Below are 20,907 nucleotides of genomic sequence, written 5' to 3' on the forward strand. Positions count from 1 at the left end.
GCCGTTGCCAACCAGCTCAAACCTGGGTATCGACCCGATACCCTTTTCGCTCTGCAGGTTCGTTCGGCAGCTTGCTGGCCAACCCTGACAGCACCTCCTTGAGGGTTACCCCTCTCTCTGCCGCACCGCTGCTCTCCAGCAGCTTGGTCAGCTGGCTCTGCAAGGGATTGACCGCTTCGATCTCGGCTCCTTGCTCGCTCTCTTTTTCCTGTCCGCCCTGTTGCTCCAGCGTCTCCAGCAGGCGCTCCAGATCCCGCTTGAGCGGGTTTTCGCTGCTGTCGGCGATGGCGAGTTTGCGCTGTTCCTGCTCTTGCCGCTGTTGTTGCTGCAATGCCAGCTGTTGCTCCTGCTGCTGTTGCAGGGAGCCCATCATGGTGTTGATGAACGCTTCCAGCGAATCCCTGATTGAAACAGTGCCACCGCCGCTGCTCTCCCCTTGGGATGACAGCCCTAGCTCATCCAGCACAGCGCCAAGGTCGCGCACCAGGCTGTCACTGCCCGTTGATGGTGAAGTTGCAGCCCGCTCCTGTGCCTGCACAGCGGGAGAACCCTGCCGTTGCGACAGCGAGCTCAGCCCGCCTGACGCGACTACATTTATCTCCATCTTGGTCCTCCTCCCCCCGTCTTCGGCCCTTTCTCGGCGAATATTGCGGCAATCTGACAACACCTTGGCAGATAACCGCTCTCACACCTAAAAGATAGCGCCAATCGGACGAGATTGGCGCGAATGCATCTTTTGGTCTATCGGGCGGAACGATAGTGCCAACCCGCTATAAACAAGGGCTGGCAAGGGGGCTTCGTTCAGCCAGCACTGCACAGGCTGACAATCAGAGTCAGAGGATATCCTTCATCCGGTGCCACAGCATACCCAAAGCCAGCAACGGAGAGCGCAGCGCCGGGCCGCCGGGGAAGGTGATATGGGGCACGCTGGCAAAGAGATCGAAACCCCGGCTCTCGCCGCAGATCGCCTCGGCCACCAGCTTGCCCGCCATATGAGTGGCGTTGAGGCCGTGACCCGAATAGGCCTGGGCGTAGAGCACGTTGGGGTGTTCCTTCAAGCGACCAATCTGCGGCAGCCGGTTGGCGCCGATCCCGATCATGCCGCCCCACTGAAACTCGATGGCGGTGCCAGCCAGCTCGGGGAATACCCGCAACAACTTGGGCAACATAAAGGCCTTGATATCCTTCGGGTCTCGCCCCGAATAGTTGCAAGCGCCGCCAAACAGCAGGCGACCGTCGGCTGAGAGGCGGTAGTAGTCGAGCGCCACGTTCTGATCGCATACCGCCATGTTTTGCGGCAGCAGGTGCTGGCGCAAGCGGCGATCGAGCACCTCGGTGGCGAGGATATAGGAGCCGGCCGGCAGCACCCGCCCCCCCAGCTCCGGATTGAGGTCGTTGAGATAGGCGTTGCAGCCGATCACCAGATAATCGGCAGTGACCCGGCCGTGGGCGGTGGTCACCTCCACCTGCTTGCCGTACTCGATATGGGTCACTCTGGAGTGTTCAAACAGGGAGACCCCGAGGCTGGCGGCGGCACGTGCCTCGCCGAGCGCCAGATTGAGGGGATGGAGATGGCCGGAGCCCATGTCGATGAGGCCGCCGATATAGCGATCCGACCCTACCACGCTATGGATATCTTCACGCGGCACCAGCTTCAACTCGTGCTCATACCCCAGACTCGCCAGATGGTCGAGCTCCTCTTCGAAGCCGGCCAGATGACGCTGACGGGTCGCGAGGTCGCAGTAGCCCCAGGTAAGATCGCAGTCGATATTGAAGCGTTCGACCCGCTCGCGCACCAGCTGCACCGCCTCCAGCCCCATCAGGTCGAGTTCGCGCACCCCATCCTCACCAATCCAGCGGGCAAACTGGCTGGTATCGTGGCCGATACCGCGAATAAGCTGACCGCCGTTGCGCCCCGACGCCCCCCAGCCGATGCGGTTGGCCTCCAGCAGCACCACCTTGTAGCCCGCATCAGCCAGATTGATGGCGGTGTTGAGGCCAGTAAAACCGCCGCCGATAATGCAGACGTCAGCCTTGTGCTCCCCCTCCAGCTCGGGCCACTGTTGCGGGTCGTTACGGGTGGCCGCGTAGTAGGAGGCGACGTGCTCCTGATATCCGTTGTGCTTTCCTGCCTGCATACTCAGCATCCTGCCTTGGTTGCAAATTGTTTAATAAAATAAGCAAAGTTGTTTCGATAATACCCAGTTCCTCCTCCACTCACCAACCTGTGCGGATCACAGAAATGCAAAAGGCGCCCCGAAGGGCGCCTTTTCATGCAATCAAGGTGCTGTAACGAATTACAGTACGTCGATGGCGTTCAGGTCGGAGAATGCTTTCTCCAGACGAGCGATCATGGAAGTCTGGCCTTCACGCAGCCATACGCGCGGATCGTAGTACTTCTTGTTCGGCTTGTCGGCGCCTTCCGGGTTGCCCAGCTGGCCTTGCAGGTAAGCTTCGTTCTTCTTGTAGAAGTTCAGCAGACCTTCCCAAGTTGCCCACTGGGTGTCGGTGTCGATGTTCATCTTCACTACGCCGTAGGAGATGGACTCGCGGATCTCTTCCAGAGTGGAACCTGAACCACCGTGGAATACGAAGTCCAGAGACTTGGCTGGAACGCCGAACTTCTCGGAAACGTACTTCTGGGAAGCGTCCAGAATGGACGGGGTCAGTTTGACGTTACCCGGCTTGTATACACCGTGTACGTTGCCGAAGGAGGCTGCGATGGTGAAACGCGGGCTGATCTTGGACAGACGCTCGTAAGCGTAGGCAACATCTTCCGGCTGGGTGTACAGAGCGGACTGATCCATGTGGCTGTTGTCGACGCCGTCTTCTTCGCCACCGGTGCAACCCAGTTCCAGCTCCAGAGTCATGTTCATCTTGGCCATGCGGGTCAGGTACTCGCAGCAGATGTCGATGTTCTCTTCCAGAGACTCTTCGGACAGATCCAGCATGTGGGAGGAGAACAGCGGCTTGCCGGTTTCAGCAAAGTGCTTCTCGCCCGCTTCCAGCAGACCGTCGATCCACGGCAGCAGCTTCTTGGCAGCGTGGTCGGTGTGCAGGATTACCGGCACGCCGTAGGCTTCGGCAACAGCGTGAACGTGCTTGGCACCAGAGATGGCACCCAGGATGGCAGCTTTCTGACCTTCCAGCTTCAGACCCTTACCGGCGGTGAACACGGCACCACCGTTGGAGAACTGAACGATAACCGGCGCTTTAACCTTGGCGGCAGCTTCCAGTACGGCGTTAACGGAGTCGGTACCAACGCAGTTTACGGCCGGCAGAGCGAAGCCGTTCTCTTTAGCGATGGCGAACACTTTCTGAACGTCATCACCAGTGATCACGCCGGGTTTTACGAAGTCGAAAATTTTCTTAGACATGTTTAATCGTCCTGTCTCGTATGCCGTTAATAAAAAATGGGGGGTTCATCATGAACCGGCACAGCGGGCACATGATAAACGAAACGGGAGGCTTTTGCCCCCCGTTCCGGGTCAATTAGGCTTTGGCGCGCTGTTCCAGAATCTCAACAGCCGGCAGAACCTTGCCTTCTACGAACTCCAGGAAGGCGCCGCCGCCAGTGGAGATGTAGGAGACTTTGTCAGCGATGCCGAACTTGTCGATGGCAGCCAGGGTGTCACCACCGCCAGCGATGGAGAAGGCCGGAGAAGCAGCGATGGCTTCAGCGATAACCTTGGTGCCTTCAGCGAACTGGTCGAACTCGAACACGCCAACCGGGCCGTTCCACAGGATGGTCTTGGCGTTCATGATGATGTCAGCCAGAGCCTTGGCAGAATCCGGGCCGATGTCGAAGATCATGTCGCCGTCGGTCACATCGTTAACAGACTTGATAGTGGCCGGAGTGGACTCGGAGAACTCAGCACCTACCACCACGTCGGTGGTCACAGGAATGTTGGTCTCGGCAGCCAGTTTCTTGGCGGTGTCGATCAGGTCGTGCTCGCACAGGGACTTGCCGACGTTGTGACCGGCAGCAGCGATGAAGGTGTTGGCGATGCCACCACCGACAACCAGCTGGTCAGCGATTTTGGAGAGGGATTCCAGAACGGTCAGCTTGGTGGAGACCTTGGAGCCGCCAACGATGGCAACCATCGGGCGCTCGGGCTTCAGCATGGCTTTGCCCAGCGCTTCCAGTTCACCCGCCAGCAGCGGGCCGGCACAAGCGACCGGAGCGAACTGAGCCACACCGTAGGTGGAGCCTTCGGCGCGGTGAGCAGTACCGAACGCATCCATTACAAAGACGTCACACAGGGCGGCGTATTTTTTGGCCAGCTCTTCGGTGTTCTTCTTCTCGCCTTTGTTGAAGCGGCAGTTTTCCAGCACAACCAGCTCACCGGCAGCGACTTCTACGCCATCCAGGTAATCCTTGGCCAGGCGAACCGGGCAGGACAGAGCGTCTTTCAGATAGTTGACAACCGGAGCCAGGGAGAATTCTTCGTTGTATTCACCCTCGGTCGGACGACCCAGGTGGGAGGTGATCATCAGCTTGGCGCCTTTTTCCAGAGCCAGCTTGATGGTCGGCAGAGTCGCAACGATACGTGCATCGGAGGTGACCTTGCCGTCTTTTACCGGCACGTTCAGGTCAGCACGGATCAGAACGCGTTTACCCGCCAGATCCAGGTCAGTCATCTTGATAACAGACATATTCAGTCCTCTATATTTTCAGGTAATGTTAAAAACAGTAACCTATTCGCCCGGGGCAGGCTCAGCCTGCGGCCATCATGGCCCGGGTGGTATCCAGCATCCGGTTTGCGAAGCCCCATTCGTTATCGCACCACATCAACATCTTGACGAGGTTGGCATCGCTCACCCGGGTCTGAGTACCATCAATGATGCAGGAGTGTGCATCATGATTGAAGTCTACGGAGACCAAAGGCTCTTCCGTGTAATCCAGAATACCGTGTAATGTACCTCTGGATGCCCGTTGCAGGGCTTGATTTACGTCACTAACTGTCACTTTTTTACGAACAGTAATACTCAGATCCATCGCTGTTACATTGATGGTCGGCACCCGCACCGCGATCGCCTCGAACTTGCCGGCGAAGTGGGGCAGGATACGCTCCAGCCCCTTTGCCAGCTTGGTGTCCACCGGAATGATGGACTGACTGGCAGCGCGGGTTCGGCGCAAGTCACTGTGGTAGGCATCGATGACTTGCTGATCATGCATGGCCGAATGAATTGTCGTAATAGTACCACAATTTATCTCGAATTCTCGATGCAATGTTTCAATCACCGGCACCACGCAGTTGGTGGTACAGGAGGCGTTGGAGACGATCCGCTCGCGCCCCGTCAGCACCTGATGGTTGACCCCGTAGACCACGGTGGCATCCACATCCGCATCCGCCGGGTGGGAGAAGAGCACCTTGCCCGCCCCCGCCGTCAGATGCAGCTCAGCATCGGCCCGCGAGCCGAATACCCCGGTGCAATCGAGCACCACATCCACCCCCAGCGCCCGCCACGGCAGCTTTGACGGATCCCGCTCGGCAAACAGGGAGATGAGATCCTCCCCCACCAGCATGCTGTTGCCCGCCAGTTGCACCGGATGGTGGAAGCGACCGTGACTGGTATCGTAACGGGTCAGGTGCACCATGGCCTCGGGGGCCGCCAGCTCGTTGATGGCGACGATCTTGATGGTCTTGTCGCGCCCGCTTTCATAGAGGGCTCGCAACACGTTGCGACCGATCCGCCCGTAACCATTGATGGCAATCTTGATCATCGAGAATCCGTTTCCTTGAACCAGCAACAGGGCGGCGCACCGGCAGCCCGGGAGCCCTAGCTACGACAGCAGGGCCTCCTTGAATTCACCGCGGGCCAGCAGTGCGGCCCCGAATACCCCGGCACTGTCACCAAGGGCAGGAGCAATAATGGGGGTTGCGAAGCGGGGATTAAAGAGGAAGGGCAAAATTGTCTGCCGTCCGGCGCTGTAAAGGGTCTGCACATTGCCCACCCCACCACCGATGACGATCACATCCGGGTCGAGAATATTGACCACGTTGGCCAACGCCTGACCAAACAGCAGATGCAGCCGGTCGATGGTGAGCTTGGCCACATGATCGTGGGTGGTGGCAGCCGCGATTTGCGCCAGCGACAGCCGACGCTTGGCCTTGGCCTCGTACCAGGCCTCCAGCGCGGGGCCACTGATCAGGGTCTCGACGCAGCCGCGTTTGCCGCAGTAGCACTCGGGACCATCGGGGGAGAGCACGTTGTGGCCCCACTCGCCGGCGATGCCGTGGTGGCCGTTGAGGATCTGGCCGTTGATGACGATGCCGGAGCCGACCCCGGTGCCCATGATGATGCCGAACACCACTTTCGCATCGGGATGGTGCTGGCGCACTGCACCGAGATGAGTTTCTGCCAGCGCGAAGCAGTTGGCATCGTTGGCGATCAGCACCGGCACGCCCAGCTTGCGTTCCAAATCCTCCTTGAACGGCTTGCCATTGAGCTCTGTGGTGTTGCAGTTCTTCATCAGGCCGGTCTGCGGATCCCGCGCCCCCGGCGTGCCCATGCCGATGACGGCCGGACGCTGGCCAATCTTCTCGGCACACTCAGCTACCAGTTTGGCGATCTGGCCGACCATATGGTCATAACCGCCGGCCCGCTCGGTGGGGATGCGGTGGCGCAGCAGCACCTCGTCGCCATCCAGCACCACACATTCACACTTGGTACCGCCAAGATCGATACCCCAATCCAGTGACTTGCTGCTCATCTTGCCTCCTGCACGGGCGCCACGCTCTCGTCGTCGCAGCGCCTTTTAAAATGTAAAACGGGGCCTGACGGCCCCGGATTTCAATCAGTTTCTCTTCGCTCGCCCCGGCCTTAGCGACCGTGGTACTGGGCGGAGAGCTCGTGTACCGCGTTGACGAACACGCCGGCATGTTCCGGGTTCACATCCTGATGGATGCCGTGGCCGAGGTTGAATACGTGGCCGTTGCCGTGGCCGAAACCGGCCAGAATGGAGGCGACCTCTTCACGGATGCGAGCCGGGGTAGCGTAGAGCATGGAGGGATCCATGTTGCCCTGCAGCGCCACCTTGTCGCCGACCCGACGCTTGGCGTCGGCAATGTCGGTGGTCCAGTCCAGACCCAGCGCATCGCAACCGGTGGCGGCAATCTGCTCCAGCCACTGACCACCGTTCTTGGTGAACAGGGTGACCGGCACACGGCGACCGTCGTGCTCGCGGATCAGGCCATCGACAATCTTGTGCATGTACTGCAGGGAGAAGTCGCGGTAATCGCGCGGGGTGAGCACGCCGCCCCAGGTGTCGAACACCATGACCGCCTGGGCACCCGCCTTGATCTGGGCGTTGAGATAGGCAATCACGCTGTCGGCCAGCTTGTCGAGCAGCAGGTGCAGGGTTTGCGGCTCTGCGTACATCATCTGCTTGATCTTGGTGAATGCCTTGGAGCTGCCCCCCTCCACCATGTAGGTGGCCAAAGTCCATGGGCTGCCGGAGAAACCGATGAGCGGCACTTCGCCCTTCAGCTCGCGGCGGATGGTGCGCACCGCGTTCATCACGTAGCCCAGCTCATCTTCCGGATCCGGAATGGGCAGCGCCTGCACGTCGGCCATGGAGGTGATCGGACGCTCGAAACGCGGGCCTTCACCCTGCTCGAAGTAGAGACCCAGCCCCATGGCATCGGGCACGGTCAGGATATCGGAGAAGAGGATGGCGGCATCGAGCGGGTAGCGGCGCAGCGGCTGCAGGGTGACTTCACAGGCCAGTTCGGCATTGCGGCACAGGGACATGAAATCCCCCGCCTGGGCGCGAGTCGCCTTGTATTCCGGCAGATAGCGCCCTGCCTGGCGCATCATCCATACCGGCGTCATGTCTACATCCTGACGCAGCAAAGCACGCAGGTATCGATCGTTCTTCAGCTCTTTCATCCCAGTTCCTGAATTCATATCACGCATAAAATGGCGGTCATAATACCACTTTGCCCAGTCAAGCGGACTGCCCAAAACGTGGCAAATGGGTGATCGGTTGCAAAGATGTGAAGGGGCGCAAACCAGAGCGCCCCGTTTTTAAAAAGAAGTGCAAAAAGGTTGGCGAAAAGATAAGCGCCGTTACCCCTCGCCAGCCAGTGACAACTCGATCAAGCGCCGGGCGATGGTGCCGTGAGGCGGCAAACGCGGCAGCCGGTCGGCGGCAAAGAAAGCGGCGGCCACCAGTTCGTCGTCCTGCACCCTGATCTCGCCGCTCTCGTAGTCGGCGGTAAAGCCCATCATCAGGCTGTGAGGGAAGGGCCAGGGCTGGCTCGCCACATAGCGCACATTGCGCACCCGGACGCCGCTCTCCTCGAACACCTCTCGCGCCACGCACTGCTCGAGGTTCTCCCCCGCCTCCACAAAGCCGGCCAGCACGGTATACATGGGATCGTCCGCCTGATAGTGACGGCGATGGGCTGCCAAGAGGATCTCCGACCCCTTGCGCACCGCCACTATAATGCAGGGGGAGATGCGCGGATAGACGCTGTGGCCGTGGTGGCACACCTGCGCCCACTCCGCCGCCTTCGGGGTCATGGGGGCGCCGCACTCGCCGCAGAAACGGTGGGTGCGGCGGAAGGTAACGAGCTGCCAGGCACGGCCCGCGAGACGAAAGCCCTCTTCGTCCCCCGCCACCATCAGCTGGCGCAGGGGGGCCATCATAGTCGTGTCGGCCTCAGCCCCCAGATCCAGCAGATAGCAGGGCAGCCCCTGCCACTCATCGAAACGCTCGAAATGGGCCTCTGCCAGCGCAGCAGGCAGGCACGCTTTGCTGCCCTGTGGCACCTCTCCCTGCTGATCGAGCAGTACCAGATGATCGCCCCCCAGCACGAACCAGCGGGCTTGTTCGGTTAATGACATCAGATAAACACTCTCGTTAAAACAAAACCCAGGCCACGGCTGGCCGACCAAGGGGCAAACGCCGCGCGAATGGCTCCCATCTTACGACCAGCACGGGTCGCTGACGACCCCACCATGGCCGATTGTCCCATTCGTAAAAAACGGATGGTGCAAATAAAGAGGCCGCCCGAAGGCGGCCCGCTGTTATCCGGCATCCCGTATCCGGCCTCTATCGACGCGGTTCAGGCATCGCCCATCGCCAGCAGGGAGGCGTTGCCGCCCACCGCCGTGGTGTTGATGGTGCGGGTCTTCTCGGTGACAAACCGACTCAGATAGTGGGGGCCACCCGCCTTGGGGCCGGTGCCGGAAAGCCCCTGGCCGCCGAACGGCTGCACCCCGACCATGGCGCCGATCTGGTTGCGGTTGATGTAGACGTTACCCACATTGATGCGGCTCGCCAGTTCCTCGGCGTGAGATTCGTTGCGGCTGTGGATCCCGAGCGTCAGACCGTAGCCGGTGCCGTTGATATCGCTGATCACCTTGTCCAGATCCCGGGTGGCGTAGCGCACCACGTGCAGGATGGGGCCGAACTGCTCCTTGACCAGCTCGCGGATGGAACCGATCTCCAGTGCGGTCGGCTGGACAAAGTGCCCCTCCATGGTCGCGGCCGGCATCGGCGCCTGGGCAATCAGGCGAGCGCGCGGCACCATGTAGGCGAGGTGAGCATCGAGACCGGCCTTGGCATCGGCGTCGATCACCGGGCCTACGTCGGTGTTGTGCTCGGCCGGGTTGCCCACTTTGAGCTCCTGCATGGCGCCGGTGAGGATCTCCAGCACCCGCTCGGCAATCTCCTCCTGCAGATAGAGCACCCGCAGGGCCGAGCAGCGTTGACCGGCGCTCTGGAAGGCGGCGCTCACCACGTCGCGCACCACCTGCTCCGGCAGGGCGGTGGAGTCGACGATCATGGCGTTCTGACCACCGGTTTCGGCGATAAGCGGCAGGATGGCACCATCGCGCTTGGCCAGGGTCATGTTGATGAGCTTGGCAGTCTCGGTGGAGCCGGTGAAGCAGACGCCGCCGATGCGCGGATCCGCCGTCAACTTGGCACCGACGGTGGCACCATCACCGGGCAGCAGCTGCAGCACGTCGCCCGGAATACCGGCCTGATGGGCCAGCGTCACCGCCAGATGGGCGATAAGACCGGTCTGCTCCGCCGGTTTGGCGATAACGGTGTTGCCGGTGGCCAGCGCAGCTGCGATTTGGCCGAGGAAAATCGCCAGCGGGAAGTTCCACGGGCTGATGCAGACAAAGACACCGCGCCCCTGCAGGAACAGCTCGTTCTGCTCGCCGGTATAACCGGGCAACAGGGTCGCCTGCCCCATCAGGCCGCGGGCCTGCACCGCGTAGTAGCGGCAGAAATCGACCGCCTCACGCACCTCGTCGATGCCATCTTGCAGCAGCTTGCCCGCCTCGCGGGTACAGAGGGAGACAAACTGCTCGCGGTTCGCTTCCAGCAGATCCGCCAGCTTCTCCAGCGCGGCAGCACGCTCGCTCACCGGGGTTTCACGCCAGCGCGGGAAGGCTGCGTGGGCAGATGCCAAGGCCTGCTCCACCGCCTGCTCGTCGGCCCAGTGGATCTTGCCGACGGTGAGGCTCACATCCTGCGGGCTCAGCACGGTTCGTGCCTCGCTGCGCTTGAGGGTCTCGCCATCGACGATGGGGCCCGCCAGCCACTGCTTGCTCTCCAGCTCTTTCAAGCGGGCAAAGAAGGGGCGCTGGATGGAGAGGATGTTCATGTTGACGCCGCTGGAGTTCTTGCGGTCGCTGAAGAGGTTCACCGGCTGCGGAATGCGGTCGTTGGCAAAGCCGGAGTAGCGCTTGAGGGTGCGCAGCGGGTGCTCGGCCAGCGAGTCCACCGGGGTATTGGAATCCACCAGCTTGTGAACGAAGGAAGTGTTGGCCCCGTTCTCCAGCAGGCGGCGCACCAGATAGGGCAACAAGTCCTTGTGGGCGCCGACCGGCGCGTAGATGCGGCAGTGCAGACCGGGATTGTCGCTCAGCACGGCGTTGTGCAGCTCCTCGCCCATGCCGTGCAGGCGCTGGAATTCGAACTGGCGATCGCCGGCCATCTCCAGAATGCTGACCACGGTATTGGCGTTGTGGGTGGCGAACTGGGGAGCGATAAAGCCGCGGGTCGGTTCGCTCAGCAGGTAGCGGGCGCAGGCGAGGTAGGAGATATCGGTGCCCGCCTTGCGGGTAAACAGCGGGTAGCCGGGCAGGCCCGCCTGCTGGGCATATTTCAGTTCGCTGTCCCAGTAGGCGCCTTTTACCAAGCGAACCGGAATGAGGTCACCCTGCTCGCGGGCCAGCGCGGTGAGCCAGCAGAGTACCGGCAGGGCGCGCTTGGAGTAGGCCTGCACTACCATGCCGAGCTTACCCCAGCCACGGTTGGCATCGGAGCGGTAGAGCTGCTCGAACAGATCCAGCGACAGCTCGAGTCTGTCCATCTCCTCGGCGTCGATGCTGATGGCCACATCCTTGTCGCGGGCGAGACGCACCAGCCCCACCAGCCGCTCGCACATTTCGCCGAGCACCCGTTCGCGGTTGGCCACGTCATAGCGTGGATGGAGTGCCGAGAGCTTGATGGAGATGGAGGGGGCCGGGCCGCCGTCGCTGATCCGCTCGTTGCCCACCGCCTCGATGGCGTTGCGGTAATCGGTCAGATACTTGTCGGCATCCTGCATGGTCAGCGCCGATTCACCCAGCATGTCGTAGGTGTGGGTGTAGCCCAGCTCGCGGGATTTGCGGCTCGCCTTGAGCGCCTCTTTCATGTCGCGCCCCAGCACGAACTGCTTGCCCATGATCTTCATGGCGGCGTACATGGCGGAGCGCACCACCGGTTCGCCCAGCTTGTTGACCATGCGCCCCAGCAGGTTGGCCGGGTTGCCGTCGAGCTTTTTGTCGAGCTTGATAATCTTGCCGGTCAGCATCAGCCCCCAGGTGGAGGCGTTGACCAGAGTAGAGTCGCTCTTGCGGAAATGAGATGACCAGTTGGCGCCGGAGAGCTTGTCCTTGATCAGGGCGTCGGCGGTCTCGGCATCGGGAATGCGCAGCAGCGCCTCGGCCAGACACATCAGGATGATCCCCTCTTGGGTATCCAGGCTGTACTCCTGCAGGAAGGCATCGATACCGTCGCCAGAGCCGCTCTCCTTGCGCACCTTGGTCACCAGAGTACGGGCACGCTGGGTCACCTGCTCCAGCGAGGCGCCATCTCCCGGCAGCATGGCCGACAGTTCGGCCAGATAGGCATTTTCATCCACCACGTAGTTTTGGGTGATGGCTTCGCGCAGGGCGGCCAGATCGGAGGGGATATAGTCAGCGGCAAGCACTTGAGTAGCTTTGAACATATGGGGTCTTCCTGTACGCCCTAAGGCTGATATCGACAAAGGCGGTCGCACCGCCGAAACGCCGACAATGTATACAATATCCTCCCCTATATGAAATGAATTTGTTGCCACTCCTTAACAAAGATCGCTAATTCACCTCATTTATTCCCTTTTGAAGCCGGCCTGCCAGTAAACATGAGGGTCATCTGACTTCATTTTGTATACGATCTGCCACCGCCCGTCCTGTCGCAAAGCAGCCACGCATCCCACCCAATACCGGATGTCCCAATGCGCCCAAAAAAAGAAGGGCCGCCACGGCGACCCTTCTCATCAATTCAGTCAGCCAGAAGCTGTCAGTTCATCCAGCGATCGCCACGGCTGCGACGGCGGGGCAGCATGGGCAACAGGATGCCGAGCAGGATCCCCGCCCCCACCATGGCGCCACCACGGATAAACCAGTCCATCTGCATGTCGTGCTCCTGGTTGTCGTAGCTCTGGGTCAGGGCATCGTTCTGCTCTTTGAGATTGTTCATCTCTTCACCCTGGCTGGCCAGCTGAGCCTTGAGGGCGGCGATCTCCTTGCTCTGGGCCGCGATCTGGCCATCCTTCTCGGTGAAGCGTTTTTCGTTGTCACCGTTGAGATTTTGCAGGCGCGCCTTGAGCTCATCCCGCTCCTTTTCTACCTGAGGGAGCCGCTCGCGCAAGCTGGGCTCACTCTGCAGTTCATTGCTTTTTATCCACCCTTCGCGACCACGCCCGTCCACCACCTGGGTGAATCCGGCATCGCCGTTCACCGCCTTCACCTCCAGCGGTTCACCAGCCTTGACGCTACCGAGAATCCGGTACTGGGTACCCGGACCATTGTGGATATAGGTAAAGATGTTGTCTGAAACATAACGTGTGTCGGCCAGTGCCTGTTGGGCACACAAGCAGATCAAAATCCCGAGAAGGGCGCGCATGGTCGATCGGTTCTCTTTTTCTGGTTTGGACAAGAGGTTGAATGTTAAGCCGCCAGCAGGTTAAAGGACAAGCAAAGAAAAATCTGCGCCCCCGGATAAATAGCACAGAGTGGCGAGCTACCTCGCCACTTGCCCACCCGCACCCTCACTTGCTTTTTAACTCCCGCACCTCGCTGCGCAGGGCGCGGATCTCCCGCAGCAACTCCTCTTGCTGGTTGTTGTAGTGATGACGCCACTTGTCGGTTTCGCTCTCCTTGGCCGGTTGCAAAAAGATGCTGGCCATAAAACCACTGATGGCACCAAACAGACCGACCCCGAACAGGATCAGCAGGCTGGCAACAAAACGCCCTTCCTCTGTTTTGGGCACCAGATCCCCGTAACCGACTGTGGAGAGGGTCACCAGCGTCCACCAGAATGCGTCATAAGGTGTCTCAATCTGGCTGCCGGGCTGACCAGACTCAATCCAGTACATGACACCGGATCCCAACCCCAGCAGCAGGAAAAAGAGGAACAGGATGCCGGAGAGGGTTGTCTCGTTTCGCTCGCGACGGAACATGGCCCAGAGATCCGGGTTCTCCTTGAACAGTTGATAGACCCGCCAAAGCTGTAGCAAACGGGCCCAACGCAGCTGCTCCACCATCGGCAAACTGCCTGGTAGATAGATCCAGTTGGTCTTGAAGAAGGATTTTCGATCAGGGGCCCGAAGCCAACCATAAGCGAAATGGGCAAGGAAGAAGTAACAGATCAGGCTGTCCAGGTCATAGAAGAGTTGCAGGGTTTGGGGAGTGAGGGTTGCCTGCCCCCACCAGCGGGCCGTCACCAGCACAACCGAGATAATCGACAGAAATGCCATCAGCAGATCCATCGCCCGCAGATGAGTTAAGTGATGTCGCATACATTTTCCAACTTTAAGCACAGTGCAAATTAATAAAAGAGAAGATAATGCCGATAGTCCTGAGGGCAAAGGAAAAAGCGATTTTCAAAGGAGATTTCACGATGCAGTTAAACCTGCTAGAGAAGCGGATGAGCAACATTCGGCTGGTGCCAAAAGTAGTGTTGCTGATGGTGTTCAGTACCATTTTGCTACTGACCAAACTCTGGTTTGATGCCAACAATCTGGAGTCAACTCTGCTCAGCGAAGGGCTTGATCCCGCCAAGGCAGATGCGATCTCCAATCGCTTGCTCTGGACCGGCCTGATGGAGACCACCATCATGGGGCTGCTGTTCGTAATCCTGCTGCTCACCGGCTCTCGCCTGATGGTCAAGCAGGTGCACTATCTGGTGGGCCTGCTGGAGCGCTTCGCCAAGCGGGACCTCAGCCACAAAGTACTGCTCAAGTCTCGTGACGAGTTCGGTGATATCGCCAAGGCGGTCTCCCACTCGCAGGAGAACCTCAAAGCAGTGTTTGGCAACCAGCGCGCCGCCTGCAAGGAGCTCAACGACATCGCCTCTCAGGTTACTCTCTGCATGGAAGAGGCCAACGAAGCGATCAACGAAGAGTTCACCCAGATTGAGCAACTGGCAAGCGCCATGAGCCAGATGGTCGGCGCCATTCGCGAAGTGGCCACCCATGCGGATCAAGCCTCTCACGCCACCGCCGAAACCAGCCAGCTGGCCGAGGAGGGGAGCCGCTGCGTTACCGAGACCGTCAACACCATCGACACCCTCTCCGGCAATATCCAGCGCTCCGCTACCGTGGTCAATCAGGTGGAGCAAGGGGTCGAGCGCATTGGCTCGGTAGTCGATACCATTCGCGGCATCTCGGAGCAGACCAACCTTCTGGCACTGAACGCCGCCATCGAAGCGGCCCGCGCCGGTGAAGCGGGTCGTGGCTTTGCCGTAGTGGCCTCCGAGGTGCGCGAGCTGGCTAACCGCGCCCAGGCCGCCACCGTCGAGATCCAGAAGATGATCGAACAACTACAGGGCAATGCAGCTCAGGCCGCCGAACTGATGGCACATAGCGTGCGCCAGGCCGACAAAGGAGTGGAACAGGTGACCCAGGCCGGTACCCAGCTCGCCACCATAGTGCAGCGGGTACAGGGTGTCGCCGACATGAACCGCCACATCGCCGCCGCCTCCGAGCAGCAGAGCTCGGTCGCCGAAGAGATGCGCGGCAATCTGGAACAGGTCAGGCAGATCGCTGAAGGCTCCGTCGTGGTACTGCGCGAACTGCAAGAAGCCTCCGAGCTGGTCGAACAACACAGCAAGGAGCTCGACAGCCAGATCCAGTCCTTCAAGCTGGCCTGATCGGGCATGACCACCATGGTGCCCCACCGCAGCTCCCGGCCATAAAAAAATCCGAAACCAGTGGTTTCGGATTTTTGCTATTCAGCATGGGGCAGAACGGGGGCTCTCCTCGCCTGCTATATCGGCAGCACTTACTCGGCAGCCATCCGGGCTTCAATGTAAGCGAGAGCTCGGTCGATACGTGCGAGAACACGCTCTTTGCCAACCAGCGCCATCACGGCGTCGATGGCAGGAGATTGACCCAGACCGGTGACAGCCACGCGCAGCGGCATGCCGACCTTGCCCATGCCTTGGCCCAGCTCGGCGGCAGTCGCTTCAATCAGCTCGTGCAGCGCTTCGGTGGTCCAGCTATCCAGTGCAGCCAGCTTGGTCTTGGCCAGAGCCAGCGGCTCGGCAGCCACACCACGCAGGTGCTTCTTGGCGGCCGCTTCGTCGATCGCCTCAAAATCTTCGAACAGGTAGCGGCTCTGGGCGGCCATCTCGACCAGGGTGTTGCAGCGCTCGGCCAGCAGGGTGACCACGTCGGCCAGCGCCGGGCCATTGCTGGTGTCGATCTTCTGGTTTTCCATGTGCCATGCCAGATGCTTGGCAACATAGGTCGGATCCAGGCTGCGCATGTAGTGGTTGTTCAGCCACAGCAGCTTGTCGGTGTTGAAGGCAGAGGCAGACTTGGAGATGGCATCCAGACTGAACAGCTTGATCATCTCTTCCAGGCTGAAGATCTCCTGATCGCCGTGGGACCAGCCCAGACGCACCAGATAGTTCAGCAGCGCTTCCGGCAGGTAGCCGTCATCGCGGTACTGCATCACGGAGACTGCACCGTGGCGCTTGGAGAGCTTGGCACCGTCGTCACCCAGGATCATGGAGACGTGGGCAAATTCCGGTACCGGCGCGTTCAGCGCCTTATAGATGTTGATCTGGCGCGGGGTGTTGTTGATGTGGTCTTCGCCACGCACCACGTGGGTGATCTCCATATCCCAGTCATCGACCACTACGCAGAAGTTGTAGGTCGGCGCGCCGTCGGTACGGCGGATGATCAGATCGTCCAGCTCGGTGTTGGCGAACTCGATGCGGCCACGGACGTGGTCATCGAACACCACGGAACCTTCGGTCGGGTTGCGGAAGCGAATCACGTGCGGCGCATCGGCCGAGTGATCGTGGGCATGATCGCGGCACTTGCCGTCATAACGGGGCTTCTCGCCGTTGGCCATCTGGCCTTCGCGCAGCGCTTCCAGACGCTCTTTGGAGCAGTAGCACTTGTAGGCGCGGCCATCGGCCAGCATCTCGTCGATCAGCGCGTTGTAGCGATCGAAGCGCTTGGTCTGGTAGTAGGGGCCCTCATCCCAGTTCAGCTCCAGCCATTCCATGCCCTCAATGATGGCGTCGATCGCCTCCTGAGTGGAACGTTCCAGGTCGGTATCCTCAATACGCAGCACGAACTCACCGCCCTGGTTCTTTGCAAACAACCAGGAATAGAGTGCGGTACGGGCACCGCCGACATGCAAAAAGCCGGTCGGGCTGGGAGCAAAACGGGTTTTGACTTTCATCTTTAAGCCTTGTGTAGAGGGCCTTGGGCCAATTCGTTAGAAAAAACCGTCGCATTTTAGCACCGACAAAGACGGATGGGAAAACCATGAAGTGGCAACAGGGCCTGGTAGCGGGGAAAATTTGACCCTTCTCACCTGCCCATCAATCTTTGAAGGGGATCGCAAAACAAAATCCCCATTTCCGATTTGCTATGGGAAGTGTTGGAGAGCTGCCTCCTCCGGCCGATATCCAAATAACGCTCACCAACAAGGAAGAGACGATGCAGTTCCGTTCGATCCAAAACCGCATTCTAGTGATGGCCGGGATTGCCATGACCACCGCCCTGGTCATCCTGATCCTGCTCAACCAATACTCCGGCCAACAGACCCAACAACTGACCATCAGCTCCAGCCGTGAAGCGCTACAGCAGGAGGCTTGGCAGAAGGTCAGCGCCAATGCCCGCGCCGAGGCGGCCACCATCACCCAACTGCTGCAAAAGGGGCTCTCCTATACCCAACAGATGGCCAGCGCCCTCGCCCTGCAACAGCAGGGCAAACTGCCGCTGGATCGCCAGCAGGCCACCGACCTGCTCAAGGCACAACTGGCCCTGGAGCCGCAACTCTATGGCGCCTTTGCCGGCTTTGAGCCCAACGGTTTCGACGGTCAGGATGCCGCCTTCGTCGGGCAGAGTACGCTGGGCAGTGACGACAAGGGGCGCTTCGTGCCCTACTTCTATCGCGACAAGGATCAAATCGGTACCGATCTGCTGCTCTCCATCGACAAGACCGACCCGGACGAATTCGGCAATCCCGCCAACGACTACTACGCCTGCCCGAAACGGGAAGGGCGCTCTTGTCTGATCGATCCCTTCAAGGTGGATATCAACGGTCAGCAGGTGCTGGTGAGCACTATCACCACCCCCATCATGGTGGATGGTCAGTTCAAGGGGATCGCAGCGCTGGATCTGGCGGTGGACTCCATCAGTCGTCAGGCCAAGAGCCTCAACAACAACATCTATGATGGCCAGGGGGAGACCCTGATCGTCAGCGCCGCCGGAGTCATCACCGGCACCAGCGGCGATGCCAGCCTGCTAGGTAGTAATGCAGGTAAGGTGCTGGGTAACCAGTGGCAGCAGTACCTGAAACCGGAAGTGCAACGTCAGGAGCTGGACGAATCATTCCGTATTTCCGTTCCCATCATGGTGCCGGGAATGAGCCGCAACTGGGCCATCATCGTCACCCTGCCCTACAAGGTGGTACTGGCAGGGGCCGATCAACTGGAGAGCCAGCTCAATGAGATGAACCAGGCAGCGGTGACCCAGCAGCTGGTCGGTGCCTTTATCGTACTGGTGCTGGCGCTGGCCACCATGCTGGTGATTGCCCGCAGTATCACTGGCCCCATCCGTCAGATGGTCAGCCTGGTGGATGACATTGCCGATGGTGAAGGGGATCTCACCAAGCGCCTCGCAACCCGCTCTGTCGACGAGCTGGGGGATCTCGCCAAGGGCATCAACCGCTTTATCGACAAGTTGCAAGGGCTGCTCGGGGATGTGCTCAAGACTGCCAGCGAGGTGAACCGTTACGCCGGTGACACCGACCGCATCGCCGGTCAGACCGACAACAACCTGCAGCACCATCAGGCGGAGATGGAGCAGATGCTGACCGCGGTGCAGGAGATGTCCTACGTCAGTCAGGAGGTCGCCACCCACGCCAACAACACCGCCGACTCGGCCAAACAGGCGCAAAGCGCCGCCGATCAGGGCAAGGAGCGCTTCCAGCAGGTGATCCAGTCGATGCACAAGGTCGCGGCAGAAGCCGGTAAAGGGGCCGAAGTGGTGGAAGGGCTGGCCCACGACAGCGCCCAGATCACCAGCATCCTCACCGTCATTCAGGGGATTGCCGACCAGACCAACCTGCTGGCCCTCAACGCCGCCATCGAGGCTGCCCGGGCCGGCGAGCAGGGGCGCGGTTTCGCGGTGGTCGCCGACGAGGTGCGCAAACTGGCTGGCAATACCCAGCAGGCGGTACAGAACACCCAAGAGCTAATCGAGAAGATCCGCCTGAGCTCTACCAATGCAGTCAACGCCATCACCCAGAGCCAGCAGTTGACCCATCAAGCGGTGGGCGAGGCGGATCTGGCGGAAGAGGCGCTCGGTAGCATCTACCAGGCCATCTCCACCATCAACGACATGACCTATCAGATCGCCTCCGCCGCCGAAGAGCAGAGCTCGGTCTCCGAGACCGTCTCCGGCAACCTCTCAAAAACCAACGCACTGGCCAACGACATTGCTCAGGATGCGACCGAAACGGCCAAAGCCAGTCAGGCATTGCGTCAGGCGGCCGACAAATTGCAGCAATTATTGGGTCAATTTCGTCTCAGCTGATAATTTTCCGCCTCAGGACTCTCCCCCTCGGGGGCGAGTCCGTTTACCATAGGCGACGAATTTGCCTGATGGCAGGCAATGTAGTGAGAGGTAAATGCCGTGCCCACCCCGGACCGTCGCCCACGAGGCCATAACAGACGAGCCCAGCAGCGTCGCCAAGACGAATCACAAGGATCCCTGCTCCATCGCATCAATGCCGCGACCCTGTCCCTGCGCCAACGTTTTGGCCAAGGGATGAGCAACCTCGGCCAACGCAGCCAGGATGCCAAAGCAGGCAAATTCAAGCTGTCCAGCCCGCTGCCGCGTAAAAACACCATAGGTCTGCTGATCCTGATCCCGCTCTGGTTGCTGGTACTGGCCTGGGAACCGGCTCCATCCGCCCCCAAGGCAGCCCCTTCCGGCTCGCTGGAAGTGCCGCTGGCCGTACCTGCTCAGGCTCTAAATGTCGGCAATGGTGCGGCAGGCAGTGCGCCCGCGACTGCCAAGCCGGTCGAAGAGAAGGTCAACGGCACCTGGTTGCAACACGATGTGCAGGCGGGTGAGACCCTCTACTCCATCTGGCGTAAATTCGAGTTGCCGGGTGCCGAGCTCAGTCGCCTGATCGCCATCGAGGGGCCGGATCGCCCGCTGACACGCCTGCAATCTGGCCGCTCTATCTTCATCCTGGTGGACGACACCCGCCGCATCCAGCGGGTGGAGATCCGCTCCTACGGCCAGGCGGTCTACCGCTACGACCGGCAGGGCGAAGGGTTCGCCCTCAAGGAATAACAAAAAACGGGAGGCGCTGGCCTCCCGTTTTTTTCAGTCAAACCTCTTCAAATAAGCTACTGACTTCACAATATTTTTAGCTTGTTCAAAAAACGAAAGGGGTCAAATTGACAAGGATCGACGCTAACGTACAATCGTTTGTGCTTTAAACAGGGATTGTTCTACGTGCTACTGGGACAAAGAGACGTGGTCAGTCATGAGCCAACCCCTGCTTGCAAGGCAAATGCAGCCCAGCACGGGCTTAGTTTCATTTTGTTATTGATAGGATTTAGCACATGTCTGACATTCGCACCGGCCAGGTAAAATGGTTCAACGAAACCAAGGGTTTTGGCTTTATTGAACAATCCCAGGGTCCGGACGTATTCGTTCACTTCTCCTCCATCCAGAGCACCGGTTTCAAAACCCTGGCTGAAGGTCAAAAAGTCCAGTTCACTGTGACCCAGGGCAAAAAAGGCCCTCAGGCTGAGAACGTTACTCTGGTCTAAGCCCGCGCCAGTGAATCATGCAGGAGGAGCCAAGGCCCCTCCTCTTTTTTGCCCGCAATTCTCGCCTCCCACCACCTGTCACAACCGCTTGCCTGGTACAACCCGCACCATGAGCCCACATCCCCTTCCTGTTTGCAGGAGAGGTAGCAGAGACGCGCTGAGTAAACGCCAGATACGACAAAGCATCGCAACGCGATGTGAAGGGCAATTCAAAGGGATTATGAAAACTTCGAAGAGAGATTGGAGCGGGAAACGAGACTCGAACTCGCGACCCCGACCTTGGCAAGGTCGTGCTCTACCAACTGAGCTATTCCCGC

General features: G+C 59.9%; 16 protein-coding genes and 1 tRNA gene. 4 read left to right on the forward strand and 13 right to left on the reverse strand.

Annotation, left to right across the window (positions count from 1 at the left end):
* Positions 1-16: 16 nt before the first annotated feature.
* From G5154_RS19845 to G5154_RS19895, 11 genes are all read right to left on the reverse strand, one after another.
* Entirely contained in the window at positions 17-604 is a 588-nt protein-coding gene (locus G5154_RS19845; RefSeq protein ID WP_421251544.1) for a hypothetical protein, read from the reverse strand.
* 229 nt (positions 605-833) lie between these two features.
* Entirely contained in the window at positions 834-2,138 is a 1,305-nt protein-coding gene (locus tag G5154_RS19850; RefSeq protein ID WP_421245014.1) for an NAD(P)/FAD-dependent oxidoreductase, read from the reverse strand.
* Between the two features lie 159 nt (positions 2,139-2,297).
* Positions 2,298-3,377 (reverse strand): class II fructose-bisphosphate aldolase, encoded by a 1,080-nt coding sequence (gene fbaA, locus G5154_RS19855; protein ID WP_005340963.1) that lies wholly within the window; start codon positions 3,375-3,377, stop codon positions 2,298-2,300.
* Between the two features lie 115 nt (positions 3,378-3,492).
* On the reverse strand, positions 3,493-4,656 hold the full coding sequence (locus G5154_RS19860; protein WP_120415498.1) for a phosphoglycerate kinase: 1,164 nt from the start codon (positions 4,654-4,656) through the stop codon (positions 3,493-3,495).
* 61 nt (positions 4,657-4,717) lie between these two features.
* The gene (gene epd, locus G5154_RS19865) at positions 4,718-5,728 is read right to left on the reverse strand and encodes an erythrose-4-phosphate dehydrogenase (RefSeq protein WP_421251545.1); all 1,011 of its coding nucleotides are present in this window, start codon (positions 5,726-5,728) and stop codon (positions 4,718-4,720) included.
* Positions 5,729-5,788: 60 nt separating this feature from the next.
* Positions 5,789-6,718, reverse strand: a complete 930-nt coding sequence (locus tag G5154_RS19870) for an ROK family protein (RefSeq protein WP_421251546.1) — start codon at positions 6,716-6,718, stop codon at positions 5,789-5,791.
* Positions 6,719-6,828: 110 nt separating this feature from the next.
* Positions 6,829-7,896, reverse strand: a complete 1,068-nt coding sequence (gene hemE / locus G5154_RS19875; protein ID WP_005335440.1) for a uroporphyrinogen decarboxylase — start codon at positions 7,894-7,896, stop codon at positions 6,829-6,831.
* A gap of 180 nt (positions 7,897-8,076) precedes the next feature.
* Positions 8,077-8,856, reverse strand: a complete 780-nt coding sequence (gene nudC, locus G5154_RS19880) for an NAD(+) diphosphatase (RefSeq protein WP_421251547.1) — start codon at positions 8,854-8,856, stop codon at positions 8,077-8,079.
* A 221-nt stretch (positions 8,857-9,077) separates the two neighbouring features.
* Positions 9,078-12,242, reverse strand: a complete 3,165-nt coding sequence (putA, locus tag G5154_RS19885; RefSeq protein ID WP_421251548.1) for a bifunctional proline dehydrogenase/L-glutamate gamma-semialdehyde dehydrogenase PutA — start codon at positions 12,240-12,242, stop codon at positions 9,078-9,080.
* Positions 12,243-12,574: 332 nt separating this feature from the next.
* Complete coding sequence (locus G5154_RS19890) at positions 12,575-13,180, reverse strand: TIGR04211 family SH3 domain-containing protein (protein WP_005340977.1); 606 nt, start codon at positions 13,178-13,180, stop codon at positions 12,575-12,577.
* Positions 13,181-13,325: 145 nt separating this feature from the next.
* Positions 13,326-14,075, reverse strand: a complete 750-nt coding sequence (locus tag G5154_RS19895) for a potassium channel family protein (protein ID WP_005340978.1) — start codon at positions 14,073-14,075, stop codon at positions 13,326-13,328.
* Positions 14,076-14,176: 101 nt separating this feature from the next.
* On the opposite strand from G5154_RS19895, the gene G5154_RS19900 reads away from it, so the two are divergent.
* Positions 14,177-15,427 carry a methyl-accepting chemotaxis protein gene (locus G5154_RS19900; protein ID WP_005340980.1) on the forward strand — a complete coding sequence of 417 codons (1,251 nt, stop codon included), beginning with the start codon at positions 14,177-14,179 and terminating at the stop codon, positions 15,425-15,427.
* Positions 15,428-15,558: 131 nt separating this feature from the next.
* Here G5154_RS19900 and gltX read toward each other — a convergent pair whose 3' ends face one another.
* Entirely contained in the window at positions 15,559-16,974 is a 1,416-nt protein-coding gene (gene gltX / locus G5154_RS19905; RefSeq protein WP_216980194.1) for a glutamate--tRNA ligase, read from the reverse strand.
* Between the two features lie 260 nt (positions 16,975-17,234).
* Between gltX and G5154_RS19910 the strand changes: the two genes are divergently transcribed.
* From G5154_RS19910 to G5154_RS19920, 3 genes are all read left to right on the forward strand, one after another.
* Entirely contained in the window at positions 17,235-19,337 is a 2,103-nt protein-coding gene (locus G5154_RS19910) for a methyl-accepting chemotaxis protein (RefSeq protein ID WP_005340984.1), read from the forward strand.
* A gap of 99 nt (positions 19,338-19,436) precedes the next feature.
* Positions 19,437-20,105: a LysM-like peptidoglycan-binding domain-containing protein gene (locus G5154_RS19915; protein WP_279491280.1), complete on the forward strand. Its 669-nt coding sequence runs from the start codon at positions 19,437-19,439 to the stop codon at positions 20,103-20,105.
* 275 nt (positions 20,106-20,380) lie between these two features.
* The gene (locus G5154_RS19920; protein WP_005338972.1) at positions 20,381-20,590 is read left to right on the forward strand and encodes a cold-shock protein; all 210 of its coding nucleotides are present in this window, start codon (positions 20,381-20,383) and stop codon (positions 20,588-20,590) included.
* 241 nt (positions 20,591-20,831) lie between these two features.
* On the opposite strand, the gene G5154_RS19925 is transcribed toward G5154_RS19920, so the two are convergent.
* Positions 20,832-20,907: transfer RNA gene (locus G5154_RS19925), tRNA-Gly, on the reverse strand.

Origin of the sequence: Aeromonas sp. 600527 (genome assembly GCF_049175415.1) — a bacterium.
Taxonomy (GTDB): Bacteria; Pseudomonadota; Gammaproteobacteria; order Enterobacterales; family Aeromonadaceae; genus Aeromonas; species Aeromonas veronii_A.